The following is a 16,618-nucleotide window of genomic DNA, read 5'->3' on the forward strand; positions in this document are numbered from 1 at the left end:
TGTACTCGAATGGTGCCGGCTCAACGGATCGACCCTTTGCCGGAGGCTTCGGACCAGGCATCGAGATCGTCGATATGATACTGGATGAAGCGGCTATGGTGCCGGAAGGTCGGTCCGGTTCCCTCTTTCCGCAGCTGCTTCAGAAGCCGGCTCGAGATGCGGAGGTAGGCTGCGGCCTGGTCGGTATTGAGAAAGGGGGAGCCGCGCCGTGCCTGTGCGGCGCGCGCGATATCGTCGTCCGTGGTCATGTCCGGTTTTCCTGGCGCCCGCGGCACCGAAGCCGCGTCTGGCAACACCGACCATGGCGCGATCGGCACTCGGCCGGGAGGCTCGAAAACGCGTGCCTGCGAAATCGAGCCAGCGGCGCGCGATGCGAATTTCATTGCGGAACGGGGAGGGGCGACCCTACATCCGCGTCGTCATGAGCTTCGGAACGAGAATCGATGAGGCGGGCACGCTGCTCGCCGAGGGAGAGGAAACGCTGCTGCGGCGCGATGCGGGCGGCCGCTACCGTCTGGACCTCAGGCGGGTTGCCGCGCCGCCGCACGGCGCGCGCGTGCGGGTGACGGGCGTGCTCGTCGAGGCCGATCTGGTGGATGTGGACGCGGTCACCGCCGAGCGTAGCGCCGCCTGAACGAACGAAAGCCTAGCTTTTCGCGGCGGCTTCGAGCTCGGCAATGCGCTCGCTGCACACGGCGTGGACGACGCGGCCGAGCTCTTCGACTTGGCTACCCAGCCACTCCAGCTCTTCGGCAGAAATACGGTAGTGCTTCGAGTAGCGGGCCTTCACGTAGGCCTCCTTGAGCTTCTCGAAGAGGGCGCGTTCCTTCTTCGTATCGCGCGGCCAGACATGGAAAAGGCGCCGGTCCAGCCGCTCGGCCTGCGTGCGCAGGAAGCCCAGATTATGGACGTGAGGCGTGTAGAACGTGCACACCAGAAGCACGCAATGGTAGAGAAACTCGGCTGTCTGGTGCATGTCGAACGCGGCTGGTTTTAGAAAGCCTTGCGCTGTTGCGTGCTTGGCAAGTTCATATCGCTGCATCGCGACAGGAAACCACTCCTCGAAGTATTCCTTGGCCATGGCGAGCGCCTGTGTGGGCGTCTTGGGCTTCGGCGTATGGAACGGCGTATCGTCGCTCTGGTAGAGCGCGATGCCGTCCTTCGCGACGTCCATGAAGAAGTACCGGCCATGCGCGAGCCCGTCGTTCACCTCCTGCAGCGTGTGCACGATGAAGTTGACCGGGGTCTTCAGGGCCTTCGTGATGCCGTACTCGCGCATCAGCTGGTCTTCGGCCTTTTCCCAGTAGGGGATGCGGTCGGTTAGGCGTTTGTCGTTGACGACAACAAGCAGGTCGAAGTCCGACTTGTAGCCCTTGGCGGTGTGCGGCTCGTCGACCCAGCCGCCGCGCGCGTAGCTGCCGTAGAGCACGATCTTGAGGATGCGGCCCTTCTTCTTCCATGCCTGTGTGGCGAGGCTCGTCGCTTCCTCAAAGCCAGCGAACAGCACCTCGAGGACGCGCTCGAGCTCGCGCTGCTTGGCGGGCGGCAGATGATCGAGGTCGGTACGCATGGCCTATCCTAGCAGTCAGGGCGTGCAAATCCACAGCGATATCAGCGCGCTGCGGGCCGGAAAAACCGGCTCCCGCAGGGGGCGGGAGCCGGGGCGGCGGTCAGTCGGCCGGGTTCCAGATGATGGCGAAGCTGTTCTCGTCCTTGCCAGCGGCGCGGCCGAGGTTGGCGTAGATGCGGCGGGGACCGAACTCCGGCGCGGCCATGACGAGCGCGACATATTCGTTGCCGGATGTCTCGCCGACGCGCTTCCAGCCGGCGCCGACCTCGATGCCTTCGGACGACACCCGGTAGTCGGGATGGCTGTCGCTGGCCTTGGACGGGTTGGGCGTGATCTCGATCGCGGCGCGGATCGTGAGGGTGCGAAGCTGGCCCTTGAAGCTGTCGCCTTCGCGGGTGACGTAGCCGATTGCAGACATGATTTCTCTCCTGTGTCTCGCCGGCGACCATTCGCGGGCGATGGCCAGCCTGAGGAACGGCGTCAGCGCCCTTGCCGGACCTGTAAGGCCGCAGCGAACGCGGAGGACCGGAGGCAGGACGCGGATTTGGAGCGCGAGCGTCCGCGAGGAGGCCGGCCATGCGGCCGGGGAAATCCGTGACCGGGCGATGGTTTGGGCAAGAGGGCGGCCGGTCCAGGCGCAATGGCCTGCCCGCCATATGGTTGCCAGACATGGAGAGGTCAGCTGGAAGTGACTGTTTCCCGACGTGGCTAAGATTGGCCGTGCTACCCAGAAGTATCTGGAACGTCATCCTGTCATTCCCGCAGCGGAGGGGCCTTTCCGATTAATTCCGCCGAGAGGAACGGCGGCTAGGTTCGACCATCCGGAACGGCAGGTTTTGGGTTGTTGCTTGCGGATAGCTGCCTCTCGACGCCCTAAGTCCGGTGGCGACCGCGCGCCCTAACTGCTGCCATTTAGCCTCAACGGAGGCAATCCAGAAAGCGACCCTTCGTTCGTGTGGGCTAAGTGTTTGCTGACGCGACTGCGCGGCGCCGCTGTCGGACGCCGGGTGTTGAGGTCTCCTCTGTCTTTTCCTCAAGATTGAGTGAGAATTATCGCGGTGCGTTTCTTAAACTTAGAGACGCCGTGGAGATCGCGTGATGGCTCGCGGCTATTACGTATCTTGAAGCTGCGCCCGCAACGGACGTTGCCTTTCCTCGAGGTCGGACCACAGAGCCATGGTCACCGGCGCCGAAAGATCCGCTTATTCGGCTTGTGCCTCGGCGGCATCACGCCACCGCGCACGGTGATCTCGACCCGGCGGCGGCCGATAATCCGACCCCACTGATAGACGGCCACGTCCATGGCGTGGTTGCCATTATAGGCGGACTGCTCGTCGGCGGTGAGCTCGGCGCCGGCGAAGTGTCCGATGTCGTTCTTACTCCACGCTTCATGGCCCCGGTTGCGCACCGTCCAGCGCACCGAGGCTCCGGCCGGAAGCTGCGCCGCGTTCATCAGTTCGAAGTGGATTGAGCAGTTCTTCACGATGACGCCGATCTCGTTCACGCCCTCGCGCACGTAGCTGGCGTTGTCCTTCGACTCCGCCCGCACGTAGATCTGAGGATCGAAGGCATAGGCCACGAGCGCGGTACCCTTGCCGACCGACGCCTGGCCGCCTTCGTAGCTTTCGGCGGCAAGGTCCTCGGGCATAGGGAAGAAATGCTCGAACGCCTCCGTCCAGATTTCGGCAGCGCTCTCCTCGCTGGTCGCGGCGTTCGCCCTCCTGGCCGTGTCAATGAATTCGCGCAGGCGGGCGCGGAACGCCGAAGTGGCGTCGGCGTCCAGCCTGTTGAGGTCCTCGGCGGGATCAGCAGGGTTGGGGACCGCCCCATCGCCATCCAGCGTGTCGGCGACCACCGTGATCGTCTTCTCAAGCAAGTCGTCGTCGTCGGCAAGCGCCGAACGGTCGAGATCGCCGAAGGCCTGCGCGACCAGAACGGTGAGCATGATCGACGAAGGCCGGGCGGCGGCGTCCTTGATCTTCAGGGCGGCCCACATCTTGAAGTAGCAGACTAGGCGCCTCAACTGCGCGCGGTCGGCCTGATCCGGAAGAAGGTCCTTGAACCACTTATAGATTGCCTTGGGGTCGCTGGCCTCCCACCCTCGGGTCTCCGTCGCCAGCGCGCGCCGGTCGGCGCCGCGATCTAAATGGTAGCAGGGGACGTCGATGTGGAAGTCGGGGCGGAACGAGATGCGGCAGCAGCGCTCCTTCGGTTCCTCGACCCCCGTGGCGTCGTTCTCAGCATCTTCGGCATAGTCGAGCAAAGCGTTCTGAACCAACTCTTTGAAACCCGCAGGTTCGTAGTCACCCTCGTCGTCGTCGCCCGCCCATTCGAAATACAGCCCGAGATCGATGTCGAATTTCGCACCAGATTTCCACGGCCGTATCTGGGTGTCGAACTTGTAAGATCCCTGCAGCCAAGTGCTCATTGGGTATCCTGCGTCGTCCTTAAGTCGCGACTTCAGGAAGTCGGCCAGATCGTTCCAGCGGGCCTGCTGCGTCGCGAACTGGTCGGCGGACGGCGTAATGCGTGCGTATAGCGACTGGTCTGACTTCGAATTGAACAGGCGTGCGGCGCAGGACATGGGACCTCAGATGCTCGCGTTGATGAACGTGAATCGCGGCGCATCATGCGCCAGGAAGTCGCGCAGCCTAGGATCGCCCGACACATCGGCGAACGACGCCAGGGCTATCGACTGCAAATTAGCGATCGCGCCCGGCGTCGCCGCGTCAAGCGCCAGCTCGCGCCGCTGCTCGTCGGCCTGCCGACGGTCGATGCGCAGATAGCGATCGTCGAGTACGTGCCGCATCATGTCGTTGATCAGCGCCTGCTGCGAGCCGATCATCACGTCCGTGAGCCGCTGATTCCGCATCCAGCCCATCACACCCATGTTCGGATCGAGGGCGCTGGACATCGCGAAGTCGGTGGTCGTTGTCCCGATGCTAAGGACCCGAATGTCTTCGCGCCGTGCGCCGAGAAGCATCTCCGCCTCGTGCATCGCGATCATGTCGGGGGAGTTGGCGAACATGCCGCCGTCGGCAAAGAGCTCGTTGCCGATCCGATGAGCCGGGAAGTAGGTAGGCGCCGCCGACGTCGCCAGAGCCACGTCGACGACCTTGAGGCGCCAGTCCAGCACGAAGCGCGCATGATGCCCGGTCTTGAACACCTTAGGTCCACCCTTCGTGAGATTCACGGCCGGGATGACCACAGGACGCAACAGGTCCGACATGCACGCGTCGGCGCCGACAATGCTCTCGACGGTCCGGCGGAGCGGATCGGCACTGTACAGCGGTGCCGGGACATTGCGGGCGAAACGATAGGCCCAAGCCGTCCTAGTTTTCGGAGGCGCGTGCGGAAAGATGCGCGGTCCATGTTCGACGAAGGCGTCTCTTATGTCCGCCGCGCTCCGCCCCGCGGCGAGCCCGAGGGCGATGATGCCGCCGATCGAGGTGCCGGCGATGAGGTCAAAACAGTCCCGCAGCGGTCTGCCGGATCGCTCCTCCAGCTCCGCCAACACAGTGGCGGTATAGAGGCCTAGGAAGCCGCCGCCTGACAATGACAGAATCTGATAGGTCACCGGTAATCCCCCTCAACATCGAACATAGTGCGAACAGGATCGGATTCAACGGATGGGTTATCTGGACGCCGTCGATGGTGACAGTCGAGCGGGGCCTCAATCGCGCAGATGCGCGTTCGCCGCGAGCGAGGCGGTGCAGTCGTAGTAAGCCTTGTCGAGATCCTCGAACTCGAACGGGCGGGTCACCGTTGTGACGACGGACAGCGACCGACCGTCCGTCCTGTCGACCTGCATCATGTAGGCGACGACATGACCGCCGATGAACACCCGTTCGTCGGGGGGCAGCCGATCCTGCTCGGCGCGCTGGGCACGACATACCTCGACGAAGTCGTCGGGAAACCGCTCCATCGGCAGTTCGCCGGAATATCCGGGCTTCGTCCGCACGCCGTAGTCAAGCCGCTCGCTGGCGAAATCGGCGGTCGAGCGGTAGGCGAACCCCACGAAGCGGTCCTCCTGTTCGTTGAAGCCGAGATGATAGATGGTGCTGGTCAGGGCGTCGCGCTCTGCAGCCGTTCGGCCGGCATGAAGCGAACGCATGCTGTCCTGTGCGAACTCGTCGAGGTGGGTGACGTCCACCGCTAGCATTGCTCCCAGCAGGTATCGCGACCAGTCGAGGATGAAGCCCAGATCGCCAGTGCCGCACACCAGAGCGTTCAGGTGGGGCACCACATGCACTTTCGACGTGAAGAAGCTCGGTTCGAACATGTGGTTCGTGACGAGCGTGTCGGCCACGACGAATACTCCGTCGGGTAGCAGCGCGAAGTTGATCACCGTCATGGCCCAGCATCGCCGGCAAAGCTGCTTTTGGCAAGGCGCGCCACGCTCGGGCGCCAAACGGGCCTGGTCATCCGTCAAGTCGGATTGTTGGACCGAACAACAATGGCTATCGGCGCGCGGCCTCTCGCATTAATCCATCTAAAAGTTCGGAAAAGACTTGGACTATATTCTGCCATCGAGCGACTGAAGCTCGTCTTCCGGCTGTTGTGGAAGCGGTCGGGTGGCACCAACTCCGGAAAGGCGGAAAGCCCTAATCACGCTGAGCAAAAGTGGTCAGAAAATGGTCAGCAGACTACCGTATGTTTGGCCTTTCCTGGGTTTGATCCGGCAGGAGCGTTCTAACAGTCGATCGCGGCTAGAGTTAATCTACTTGCCCAATGATTAAATAGCAGGAAAGTAAAGCAGGGGCGCAATGGCAATGACAAAAACCATCCTCATCTTCTCGGACGGCACCGGCCAGATCGGTGGGCTGCGTCCTGACCAGCGACTGTCCAACGTGTACAAGATGTATCGTGCGATGCGGCCGGGCCCGGATTCGCTGATCGACCCGCGCAAGCAGTTGGCCTTCTACGACGCCGGCCTTGGTGCTGGCGAGACCGGCGGGCTCACGTTCAAGCGAATCCGCAACGTGCTGGCGGCTGCGGTCGGCACCGGCATCGATGAGAACGTGATCGACTGCTATGCCGCAATCAGCGCGCGCTACGAGCCAGGCGACCGCATCTGCATCTTTGGCTTCAGCCGCGGTGCCTACACCGCACGATCGCTGGCCAACGTACTTAACCTATGCGGCGTCCCAACCCACGACGCCGGCGGCGGACCGGTGCCGCGGTACGGCCCAGAGTTGCGGACGATCGCGTCGGAGGCGGTGCGGAAGGTTTATAATCACGGAGCCGGCGCAAAACGCGACCGTTACGAGACGGAGCGCGAGATTCTTGCTGCGCGCTTCCGCGCCAAGTTCGCGTCGGAGGGGACGGGAAGCGAGGGTGAGGGCCAGGGGAATGTGCAACCGGACTTCGTCGGCGTGTTCGACACGGTGGCGGCACTTGGCAGCCGGACTGCGGCGTTGATCGCGCTGGCCGGAATGCTGCTGCTCGTCGGGCTAACCATCCTGGTCGCGTCGCTCGCGCCGTGGTGGATGACTGCGATCACTGCGCTGCTTCCGCTGTCTGCACTCTACTGGTTCGCGACGTCGTTCTGGTCGCAGGTAAAGACGTTCGCAGACGACGAGGCGCTTAGCAAGCCGTGGTGGCACTGGCGCCGCTGGGGCTACCAGCTTGGTCACTTTCACCTCGCTTGGTGGAGCGGGAAGCATTACGATCGATACGTTGACCGCGAGGTGGGCTTCCTGCGTCACGCCCTCTCGATCGACGAGGATCGAGCGCGTTTCCCACGGGTCGGGTGGGGCCGACCGTCGGACCTAACCTGGCATAAGGAGCGGGGGCGGGAGGACTGGCTGGTGCAGACCTGGTTCGCTGGCAACCACTCTGACATCGGCGGAAGCTATCCGGAGGAGGAGTCCAGGCTGTCGGACATCGCTTTGCGCTGGATGGTGGAGGAGTTGAAGGCCGCCATGGGCGATGCGGTGACCGTACTGGACGAACGGCTGGTTACGTCGCCCAACGCGCTCGGTCTCCAGCACAGCGAGCGGACCGGAATGCTGAATGCGCAGCCGACATGGCTGCGAAGGATCACCGGATGCCGCCTAGTGTGGACTCACGCCGACCGCGACATACACCCCGATGCGCAGCTGCATCCGACAGTGCTGGAGCGGCTAGGCGCCCCCCACGTTCCGCAGATGGGCGAGGTGAAGCCGTACCGACCGGAGAGCCTGCGGCGCCACCGCGACGCGAAGGCAATGTACTCGCGGTCGGACGATCAAGCCCCGGCGTTACAGACCGACTTAACAAGCGCAGCTATCTAAATATCGCCCACTAAACCTGCCATTCCGCAACTGGCCCAATTGCGGTCGTCAATGACTACCTGAACGAACGGCAGCTAGTCGCTGTCCCTCATTTTTCCGAGCGAGCATCCGTCCGATACAGATCAGCGAAATTACTCCCGACGCTGGGTCGGTCATGGCCGAAGGGCAAGGGGCGGCACTTCCTCAAGGAGAGTCTGCCCTTGCGGATCGATGGCAACATCTCAAACCTGAGAGAGATACCCGCCGACGAACTGGCTGCTTCGACATTGCGACTGCCGTGCCGCCGTGGGAAGATGCGTGGAACTTGAAGGGGGGGAATCGTGAACTCAGTCGCTATAGGCTTGCTCGCATTCGCGGCGCTGGCATTGGTGGCCTTCCGCCTGGTAGGCGGTCAACAAGCGGCTGCACAACTTGCGCCTAAATCGCCAGCGCCGATCGAAATCACTTCGGGGCCCCTCGACATCGAAAGCTTTTGGGCGTTGATCGATCATTCTGCTGCGTTTGAATCCAATCCGGACGCGCAGGTCGCCGATCTCCGGGCATCGTTAAACCGGCTGACTCCGGACCAGATCGTTGACTTTGAGAGACTGTTCGATGAGGCAATGCGAGATTCATATTCATGGGACCTCTGGGGAGCGGCATACCTTGCGAATGGGGGCGTATCTGACGACGGCTTCGAGTATTTTCGATGCTGGTTAATTTCCAAGGGCCGGCGCGTGTTTGAAGCGGTTTCCGCTAACCCTGATAGCCTGGCGGATATGCTGGCATCGGGCTCTCGAGGCGACCTTGAATTCGAAGATTACGCCTACGTCGCCCGTGAAGTGTGGGCTGCAAAAACCGGACTGGATTGGAATGACATGCCGGTGATTGCGAACATGATCTATGATAGCGAGCCGAAAGGGCAGTCCTTTTCTGAGGATCAAGAGGCGCTTGCGAAGCGCTACCCCAAGCTGTGGAATCGATTTGGAAGCTGATGCCTTCGAAATCGCTTCCTTGCCGGGGGTATGATGACGGTGCCCTTCATGCTCGATACCCACGTTCGACACTCACGGTCTGAACCGGACAGACGGGAGACGGCCCAAACTATTTGAATGCGCTCGGCCACATTCCCCGACCAAACAGATTTCGCGGGTCGATGGCACGCTCAGGTGGCGGAAATCCGTATAGCCTTCTCTGTACTGCCCAATCGGTCGGTACGTTGGAATTTAACAGCACTTTCCTGTTCAGCGCTGGCGGTTGCGTGCCATCGAAGACCGCGGTGATTATGTCCGGAGCCAAGTAATTGAGCCGTACCAATCGTGCGAATTGGGCGGTGCGGCATCCTTGGATCTTGGCGAGCGCTTCAAGGTCGAGCTCCCGGTTCTCTTCCACGAGCCTCTGTGCCTTCCGAGCGCTGCGAATGAGGTCGACAAGCTTCCTATCAGGCGTACTCGTGCATGACACTTTGCGTGGATTGATGTGCAAAGATGGCCAGCGCTCCGCGGTGATGGCCTTCACGGAGACCACGTGCTCATAGCGCGCATCACTGCACGGCCAATCCGCCGGACGACCTCGAAAGCTCATCTCACTGTTCCATTCGAGATAGCGGCGCACCTCCAGCATGCGAAACTCGATCGCGACCTGATCCTCGCCCAGCTCAATGCGATGCACGATTGCCTGGAAGAGTTCCTTCAGATGCGGCTTTGGGGTCGCTACAAGACGGTCGGATGTGGCCACCCCTTTCTCGGCCAATCTATCCAGTTCTTCACCGAAGAGGCCCAGGCACCTCAGCGCCATTCTCAGCTTAATGCGGTCGCTCAGTAATTCGGCAACTGACGCCAGAACCACCGCATCTAACTCGTCGGCGTTCGAGCGATACTGCCGGAGAAATTGCTTCTGGGACCAGATCGCGTTGCTCGACACGTAAGTTTTGTAAGACTTGCCGCAATGCCAATTTAGATCAAGTCGCATATGGCGGCCCAGATCGTCCCAGAGCAGACCTGCGAGGAAGTGATCAGTATCGCGATTATTGGGTTTGCGCTTCTTGCGCTCCTGGCAAATCTGCTGCGCCTCATCCCATATCTCCCGCGCGATCAGTGGTTCGTGTTTGCCAGGATAGGTTCGATCATGCCCACGGATCTCGCCGACATACATGGGATTTTGGACGATGCCATAGACCGTGCTCGGCGAAATCGGGGTTCCACCGCGCGGCTGCCCGCGCGGTGAATATTTTACCGAGCTGCACAGCCCTCGCTCGCGCACCGTCGTCATTACCTGCGTGTAACGTTTCGTTCGCAGAAACTCGTCGAAAATAAACTTTACGATCTCGGCCTCAGAATTGTCGATCTTGAGACCGTCGGGTGTAGCGATATAGCCGAATGGCGGTAGGCCGCCGTGCATCTTTCCATGCCTCTTTCGTGTTCGAATGCTGTCGCGCACCCGCTCGGCGATCAATTCTCGCTCGAACTGCGAGAAGGTAAGCAAGACGTTGAGGATCATCCGGCCCATGCTGTCGGACGTGTCGAACGCCTGCGAGATCGATACGAGTGCGATGTTGCGGCGATCGAAGATCTCGATCAGCCTGACAAAATCGGCGAGGCTTCGCGTTAGCCGGTCGATCTTATAGACTACGACCATGTCGATCTCTCCAGCCTCGATATCCTGCATGAGCCTAGCGAGCGCCGGACGTTCCAGTCCGCTGCCCGAATGGCCGCCATCGTCATAACGATAGGGCAGTTCGACCCAGCCCTTGTATTGCTGGCTCTTGATATAGGCGCTGCTGATCTCGCGCTGCGTGACGAGCGAGTTCACATCATGCTCAAGACGCTTGTTCGTACTCTTGCGGGTGTAGATTGCGCACCGTCTGGCTGGTGCAATCGGTTCCATGGTCATAAAGCGACTCCAAGGTGGAACGCGAATATCAATCCTCCGCGATCTATCGGATACCGGCCAGCGCCAGAAGCGCCCGTGACTGCGCCAACTCGCAAGGCTTCATGGCCTTCGGCAGGTCGAAACAATTTTCCTGCAGCAAGCTATTTTGCTTTTCGCGGTCGGGAAGAAAATGGATATGAATTTAATCGATCCGGCGCTCCTAAGCGCCAAAGCAGCACTCGCTACCGCTATCGGTTACCTAGTTTGGTCGTGGTGGAGAAATCCAGACAACGAGTAGAGGAGTGTCCGCTTTGATCTGTGAGCACGCCAAGAGCGAACAGCCTTTTACCGCACGGGAACGGCCAAAGTTCACAGTGTGACTTAAGACCGGTTTCGGAGGGGTAAGCCGAGCCGTCGAATGTCTCCTATGTCGGCGGCAGCCGGCATGAGTGAGCGAATGCGCGCCAATGGCCAATGTCCATGTGCACTGTCTAGGCGTGCGGCATGGGAGGTATTCGCCTGATCCAGGGTTCGGCGGTCCGCTCCACTTCGGTAAGCTCGGCCGGAAAGCACCGATCCTGAAATGCCTGTACGTCGTCGAGCGACCCGTGAAGCCAGCGCTCCCACTCATCGGGTAGCAAGAGAACCGGCATCCGATGATGCACGGGTTCGACGACTGCGTTGCAGTCGGTCATCAGCCCCGAATAGACCGCGCCCCATTCGTCGCTGTCCTTCCATAGGCCCGCCCACGCGAACACGGACTGACCCTTAACCCGAAACCACGTCCGCGTCTTGGCGCCTTGCTCGCCCTCCGCCTCGGCGAAGCCGGTTAGCGGGATCAGGCAGCGGTGTTCGGGACGCGGGGCGATATGGCGCCACATGAAGCTCGACAGGTCGGCGATGTTGTTCACGGGCTTGGGCTTGATCGGCAGGCCGGTTTTCTTGCTCTTTTGCGGGAGTGGGAAGCCCCATGTCATGGCCTGCACGACGCGCGCGCCGTCGGCCTCACGCACGACCATGCCGGGCGCGCCGGGATACACGTCGCCCTGCGCGGCATTGAAGGCGGTCGGCATCCGGGCCTTGAACGCGTCGGCTATGTCAGCGGCGCTCACGTTGACGGTGTAGAGGTTGCACATTGGGCGAAGGTAACATGCGAGGTGTCGCGCGCAATGCGTGCGCCTTCCGGTCCGGCTGGAAACGTCCGGTTTACCGCTCGGCGGTATCATTGCAGCATGGGCCACCGCAGACGCTCCCGCTCCAGTTTCGTCGCGCTTGGCGATTTCTCCCGCTCGAAACGGCGGGCAGACACGCGAGACCCGGTCGTCAAGGTGCTCGGTATCGCCGGCGCGGTTGGCGTAGCGCTGGGGGTGCTTATCGGGCTCCATGAAAGCGGGGGCCTTGCGAAAGCAGCCACGTTTGTGGGCGTGGTGACAAAGGAGGTTGCGGTCTCGCAAGGCATCATGCGCGCGAACACGCCGCAGCCCGGCGCCTACTATCGCTACTGCGCGGACGCACGAGCGGCAGGCGTGGCGCCTCTTTATGCCGGGGAGCCCGGCTATCGGCCCGAACTTGACCGCGACGGGGACGGCGTGGCGTGCGAGCCTTACCGGGGACGCCGATAGAATGCCGGTCTGGTACTACGCGACGGCTCTATTCCTGCTCCTTCTGGTGGGCATCCTCGCCTATGCCGCACTCGCGAAGGTCCGCGCGGGCCAATACACTCGGACAAGCGTTTCCGGCCGATCCCCGCCGCACTTTCCCACCCCTGCCGCTGCCGTCCTCAAGATGATAACGCCGGTCCTCCTTGCCATTGTCGTCGCGGTCGCGACGGGGAACCTCGGCGGGGCGGCATTAGCCGTTGCGGTCGTGTGCGCGCTCGCCTTCGCTGTTCTCGTGTATTTCGCGGCGAGCAAGCGGAACCCGCGCCAAGCCTCATCGGAGTAAAGGCTTCACCGCAGCGCCGCCCTTCGCCGGGTCAGTGATCTCGAAACTGCCCTTCGGAAACGGCCGCAGAAGCTCCGCCACGGGCCTTTGCTGCGTCAGCCAGTCCTGCCAGTCGTCGGGACGCACGACGGCCATGTGGCGGTCCTTGTAGGGCGCAATGTCGGGGTTCGCTTCTACGGTGAGCGCCGCGAACGCCTCGGGCCATCCGTCCTCCGCCGGGCGCCATACACCTGCAAAGCAGAAGAACGGCTCGTCGGTGATGAGCTTCGCTGTGTAGCGTTTCCTGCGCGATCCCTTGCCCGCTTCGATTGTGAAATCCGATGCGATGATAAGGCACGGATTCGTGATCGCGCGGCCTTCCGAGCGCAGTAGGTGGACGGGGTTCCCGTACATCTCGGCAGGTTTCAGGCCCCACTTGCAGCGCAGCTGCATCGCCGTGCCGTTCCGCCAGAGGACAATTTGCGCGCTCTTGCCGGGTCCGTCGCGCCAGCTTTCAGCAGGTGCCCGTGTGCGGGCCTGTGCCATCATGTCGGGTCTCCTTCAGCGCCGCCGCCGTAGCTCCTTCTTCCACTCGATCTCGCTCGGCATCGGCAAGGTCTCATCGGTCGGCTGTTCGTGTACGAGGTCCAGCGTCGGCCGCCGCGCGCCGCAGGCCGTGCAGCGGCACTTCTCGCGAACGTCGGGCAGCCAGTCGGGACGGCCGCGCCTGTGGAAGTGATACCAGAGGGCGTGAGGGTCGAAGATGCGCTGATGACGGCAGCGGGTGCAGGTGAGCTTGACGGCGTAGTGCCGGACAGCCGCGTCGAACAGGTCGCGGACGGGGTTCGCAAGATCGCGGGGCGGCATGTCACGCGCACGGGTCCGGTTCCGTCACGCCGAACTTGCCGGGATTTTTACCGTGCGGTGAGGCGTCCACCATGTCGGCCGCAATGACAATCGTTCCGCTGTTGTCGATCATGTCTCAGATACGCTCGGCAAGCGCGGCCGCGCCTTCGTCGGACTCGTGCGGCAGCTTGGATTTGTATTTCCGCACATCGACCTTCGAAGCCGTTTTCAGGCTCACGCTAATCGACGTTTTCAATTCGTCTCTGCCGATTCGTCTCATGCGGCGATTATGAGAACGAAACGGGAACAATGGCAAGAGGCCCCACGGTCCGCTGCGATTTTCCCCTTGCATCTAGGAACGGTACCGAAATGATGTAATATGAAGTCAGGGGGAGTTGCATATGCTTAGTAGAACTCCGCGAAGGGAGAGCATCCCTCGCTGCCGCGTGCATAAAATTGCGCCAGACCTGATTGTTGAGGATGGTACTGGCGCGATAATACGCTGTCCGCATGGCTGTGACCGGGCGGAGGCAGCCGATTTTGTTCGTGCGCTCGAAGAGTGGAAGAACCGAAACTCGCGGTTCCTTGGCCTGTTTTAGATGCGCCCGCTTGGATAAAGCTTCAGGAGCCTCGGCGTGGCAAGTCCGCGTTCGGCCGTGACCTGCGCGAGAATGAAATCCCCAAAGGGATTGTCCTCGATGATCATCGGCCCTTGATCGGTGAAAGCGACGTCCCAGTTGTGGATCTTGAGGCCAGGGGCGTGTTTGCTCGCACGCAGGACAAGCGCGAGCGCATCGGACCAACCGGGCAACTGAAAGCCGGCGAACGGTGCTCCGGTGTCCGGGTGTGTTTCGATCGGGCGCCACTTAAGGCCGATACCTGCCAGAACATCCCGTATCACGCCCGTATCGGGGTCAAGGCGGGCGAGCATGTTGCCCGATGCGCCGCCCCGGAAGTTGTCGACCATGCTGCTCCCGGCGGGAAGGCGAAGTCCGACGCGGAACACTTCGGGCGTGTCGGTATCGTTCAGCACCACGAAGCGCGCCGTCGCGAGGCGCGGCCCGATCAGCGCAGCAATCGCCGGATGCGGGCGCATGACGTTCTGAAACACAAGGGTCGGGGCGCTTTCCAGACCGTGCTGCGCCGCGAATTGCTCGACTGCCACGCGCACATTGTCGCCGAACACGATCTCGTCGGCCTCGCGGTCGAGCGCCTTGGCGAGCTTGTTTCCATAGCCGCGGTAGCTGACGGACGGCTTCGAGAAGAAGGGATAGGGCGCTTCATCGCGCAGCCACGAGGCCAGCGCAGCGGGAGATCGCAGCGCCTTCACGCCCGGCACGTCGAAGGCCGGGTTTGTTGCGGCCAGAATCTCCGGGGTCAGAATATCATGAGCGCGGAAGAAGGTGAGTGCCCGCAGCTTGTCGGCGAACAGGCTAGACGATTCCGGCTCCTGCACGCTGTAGAAGCGCGGCTTGATCCATGAGCCGACGAACTCCGCCTTGCGGTCCCAGCCGAGCTTGGGATCGAACAGCCGCAGGTCGTAATAGACGTCGGCAAGGACACCGTGCCCGTGCAGCCTGAGCCGCGCGATGTCGATAAGCTGTCCAAGTAACGACCGCTCGGTTTGCCGCCTGGCTTCAAGCGCGCATCGCAAAAGCTGCCCGATCGGCATCCCGAAGTGCATAAGGTCCCCACCTGTTCCCGCCACAATAGCAAGGCGAGGCGGTTACTGTCGCACGAAATCATTAGCGAACCGTCACAACTGTACAGCGGCTCTTGAAGCGATCGAAACACGATCCAAAATAAGCGGGGCCGAGCCGTTCAGGTCGGCGCGAACATAGTCAACTTTTGCATGGAGTAGGCGATGTCCAACCATCTCTTGAACTATCTGCGGCGCGAACATGCACGCCTCGAAGGTGAACTCGCGAGGGAGGCGGCACGGCCGCTCCCCGATCAGGTCCTTCTGGCCCGGCTGAAGAAGCTGAAGCTGGCCGTGAAGGACCAGATGGCAGAGGCGGAGAGAGAAAGCCGTCAGGTCGCGGCCTGACCGGCACTGGCGGGGCCGACACGGCCCCGCCTTCCTTCACGTAAGGCCCATAGGGACGCACATGGCGGGCTTGGGGTCCTTAATCTGACAGTCAGCTTGGCAGGGATAACGCGAAGTATGACAGAGATAGCACCATTGAACGCGGGTCCGGCAGGACGCAGGCGGAAACTTAAAGGCGAAGCTAGGGAGCGGACGCTCGATCCCGATAGCGTCCGTGCCCAGTGGCTTGGAACGCGCCTCAAGGACCTCGCGCTGATCACATTGAGCGGCCTCGTGCTCTGCGCGTTTGCCGTGTGGTCCATAGGGCTGGTGAACGGCGCCTTGTAAACGAAAACGCCCGGCACTGGCGCCGGGCGTTACGATTTTGTCCTGATCAGGTGGTGCAGGTCGTCACATGATCTTCCGGGCGGCGGTAAGTCCCAGAACAAGAAAAATGACGGCAATGATCAGCGCCGCGACGAACAAGACTTTGGCAATCCCCATCGAGGCACCGGCGAGGCCGCCGAAACCCAGGGCGCCGAGCACCAATGCGGCGATGGCGAAAATAATGGCCCATTTGATCAACGCGCGCTCCTCTCGTTAAGGGATCTCTCCCGAAACAATGTCTCGAACGCCGAAGTGTTCCGTGCGCTGCATGGGTCACCGTTGTGCGGTGCTGCTGGTCCCGCCCAACGTTTCAAAGCCCGTATCGCTTGTCCGCGTCACCACGCGAGCGCGATCCGGCGGCGGAGAAGCCCGCATGGAGGGCAAGGTTCACCGACCGCGATACGGCTCGCACGCGATGCCGTCGCCGTCCCTGTCGAGATGTGGCCCGTACCCCGGCTCGCCGATGCGGATCGGCGCGGCGCCCGCGGCGCGCGCCTCGCTGCAGTTCCGGTAGGCCCCGCCTGAGGCACCGAACAACCGGGACGGCGTTTCGGACCGTGGCGATGCGGATGCACGGTGACAATGATAGTCGCCGGTCTTTCGGTTGTTATGGCAGCCTTCAGCATTGAGGCCGCCCGGATGCGACAACGCCGGCATCGCGGCAAATGCCACGCACAAGATCGTCAGATACCGCATGTCCGCTCCAAAGCCAGAGTTGCGCTGAATATGGCAGCGTCTGTA

At 61.9% G+C, this 16,618-nt stretch carries 19 protein-coding genes; 6 read left to right on the top strand and 13 right to left on the bottom strand.

The features are described from left to right. Window positions 1–20: 20 nt before the first annotated feature. Window positions 21–248 (bottom strand): helix-turn-helix domain-containing protein, encoded by a 228-nt coding sequence (locus ACE3TJ_RS15945; RefSeq protein WP_374597876.1) that lies wholly within the window; start codon window positions 246–248, stop codon window positions 21–23. Between the two features lie 122 nt (window positions 249–370). On the opposite strand from ACE3TJ_RS15945, the gene ACE3TJ_RS15950 reads away from it, so the two are divergent. Next, on the top strand, window positions 371–634 hold the full coding sequence (locus tag ACE3TJ_RS15950) for a DUF5818 domain-containing protein (protein WP_374597878.1): 264 nt from the start codon (window positions 371–373) through the stop codon (window positions 632–634). A 12-nt stretch (window positions 635–646) separates the two neighbouring features. Here the strand turns inward: ACE3TJ_RS15950 and ACE3TJ_RS15955 are convergent, their stop codons facing one another. The 5 genes from ACE3TJ_RS15955 to ACE3TJ_RS15975 all read right to left on the bottom strand — a co-directional run bounded on the left by ACE3TJ_RS15955 (window position 647) and on the right by ACE3TJ_RS15975 (window position 5,924). Further along, window positions 647–1,570 carry a HEPN domain-containing protein gene (locus ACE3TJ_RS15955; RefSeq protein WP_374597880.1) on the bottom strand — a complete coding sequence of 308 codons (924 nt, stop codon included), beginning with the start codon at window positions 1,568–1,570 and terminating at the stop codon, window positions 647–649. 100 nt (window positions 1,571–1,670) lie between these two features. Next, entirely contained in the window at window positions 1,671–1,988 is a 318-nt protein-coding gene (locus ACE3TJ_RS15960; RefSeq protein ID WP_374597882.1) for a DUF736 domain-containing protein, read from the bottom strand. Window positions 1,989–2,750: 762 nt separating this feature from the next. Beyond that, on the bottom strand, window positions 2,751–4,154 hold the full coding sequence (locus ACE3TJ_RS15965; protein WP_374597884.1) for a cyclic GMP-AMP synthase DncV-like nucleotidyltransferase: 1,404 nt from the start codon (window positions 4,152–4,154) through the stop codon (window positions 2,751–2,753). A 6-nt stretch (window positions 4,155–4,160) separates the two neighbouring features. Continuing rightward, window positions 4,161–5,147 (bottom strand): CBASS cGAMP-activated phospholipase, encoded by a 987-nt coding sequence (locus tag ACE3TJ_RS15970; RefSeq protein ID WP_374597886.1) that lies wholly within the window; start codon window positions 5,145–5,147, stop codon window positions 4,161–4,163. A gap of 96 nt (window positions 5,148–5,243) precedes the next feature. Next, a complete protein-coding gene (locus ACE3TJ_RS15975) occupies window positions 5,244–5,924 on the bottom strand; it encodes a hypothetical protein (protein ID WP_374597888.1) in 681 nt (226 codons plus the stop codon). 418 nt (window positions 5,925–6,342) lie between these two features. Here ACE3TJ_RS15975 and ACE3TJ_RS15980 point away from each other — a divergent pair, with 418 nt between their 5' ends. Next, window positions 6,343–7,845, top strand: a complete 1,503-nt coding sequence (locus tag ACE3TJ_RS15980; RefSeq protein ID WP_374597890.1) for a DUF2235 domain-containing protein — start codon at window positions 6,343–6,345, stop codon at window positions 7,843–7,845. Window positions 7,846–8,165: 320 nt separating this feature from the next. Continuing rightward, window positions 8,166–8,819, top strand: a complete 654-nt coding sequence (locus ACE3TJ_RS15985) for a DUF4240 domain-containing protein (RefSeq protein ID WP_374597892.1) — start codon at window positions 8,166–8,168, stop codon at window positions 8,817–8,819. A 109-nt stretch (window positions 8,820–8,928) separates the two neighbouring features. Here the strand turns inward: ACE3TJ_RS15985 and ACE3TJ_RS15990 are convergent, their stop codons facing one another. Next, window positions 8,929–10,716, bottom strand: a complete 1,788-nt coding sequence (locus ACE3TJ_RS15990) for a recombinase family protein (protein WP_374597894.1) — start codon at window positions 10,714–10,716, stop codon at window positions 8,929–8,931. Window positions 10,717–11,186: 470 nt separating this feature from the next. Further along, window positions 11,187–11,831, bottom strand: coding sequence for an SOS response-associated peptidase (locus tag ACE3TJ_RS15995; protein WP_374597896.1), 645 nt, complete (start codon window positions 11,829–11,831; stop codon window positions 11,187–11,189). Between the two features lie 96 nt (window positions 11,832–11,927). Here ACE3TJ_RS15995 and ACE3TJ_RS16000 point away from each other — a divergent pair, with 96 nt between their 5' ends. Together ACE3TJ_RS16000 and ACE3TJ_RS16005 are read left to right on the top strand one after the other, a co-directional pair. Further along, window positions 11,928–12,317: an excalibur calcium-binding domain-containing protein gene (locus ACE3TJ_RS16000; protein WP_374597898.1), complete on the top strand. Its 390-nt coding sequence runs from the start codon at window positions 11,928–11,930 to the stop codon at window positions 12,315–12,317. A gap of 1 nt (window position 12,318) precedes the next feature. Then, window positions 12,319–12,639, top strand: coding sequence for a hypothetical protein (locus tag ACE3TJ_RS16005; protein ID WP_374597900.1), 321 nt, complete (start codon window positions 12,319–12,321; stop codon window positions 12,637–12,639). Here the strand turns inward: ACE3TJ_RS16005 and ACE3TJ_RS16010 are convergent. From ACE3TJ_RS16010 to ACE3TJ_RS16020, 3 genes are all read right to left on the bottom strand, one after another. Beyond that, a complete protein-coding gene (locus tag ACE3TJ_RS16010) occupies window positions 12,628–13,167 on the bottom strand; it encodes an SOS response-associated peptidase family protein (protein WP_374597902.1) in 540 nt (179 codons plus the stop codon). The genes ACE3TJ_RS16005 and ACE3TJ_RS16010 overlap by 12 nt on opposite strands. A 12-nt stretch (window positions 13,168–13,179) precedes the next feature. After that, window positions 13,180–13,485: a hypothetical protein gene (locus tag ACE3TJ_RS16015; RefSeq protein ID WP_374597904.1), complete on the bottom strand. Its 306-nt coding sequence runs from the start codon at window positions 13,483–13,485 to the stop codon at window positions 13,180–13,182. A 574-nt stretch (window positions 13,486–14,059) separates the two neighbouring features. Further along, window positions 14,060–15,148, bottom strand: coding sequence for a sugar-transfer associated ATP-grasp domain-containing protein (locus ACE3TJ_RS16020; RefSeq protein WP_374597906.1), 1,089 nt, complete (start codon window positions 15,146–15,148; stop codon window positions 14,060–14,062). Window positions 15,149–15,328: 180 nt separating this feature from the next. On the opposite strand from ACE3TJ_RS16020, the gene ACE3TJ_RS16025 reads away from it, so the two are divergent. After that, a complete protein-coding gene (locus ACE3TJ_RS16025) occupies window positions 15,329–15,511 on the top strand; it encodes a DUF465 domain-containing protein (protein WP_121053877.1) in 183 nt (60 codons plus the stop codon). 390 nt (window positions 15,512–15,901) lie between these two features. Here ACE3TJ_RS16025 and ACE3TJ_RS16030 read toward each other — a convergent pair whose 3' ends face one another. After that, the gene (locus ACE3TJ_RS16030) at window positions 15,902–16,075 is read right to left on the bottom strand and encodes a DUF1328 domain-containing protein (RefSeq protein ID WP_374597908.1); all 174 of its coding nucleotides are present in this window, start codon (window positions 16,073–16,075) and stop codon (window positions 15,902–15,904) included. Between the two features lie 189 nt (window positions 16,076–16,264). Then, the gene (locus ACE3TJ_RS16035) at window positions 16,265–16,573 is read right to left on the bottom strand and encodes an excalibur calcium-binding domain-containing protein (RefSeq protein WP_374597910.1); all 309 of its coding nucleotides are present in this window, start codon (window positions 16,571–16,573) and stop codon (window positions 16,265–16,267) included. Between the last annotated feature and the right edge of the window lie 45 nt (window positions 16,574–16,618).

This window comes from Sphingosinicella sp. (assembly GCF_041916975.1).
GTDB lineage: Bacteria > Pseudomonadota > Alphaproteobacteria > Sphingomonadales > Sphingomonadaceae > Sphingosinicella.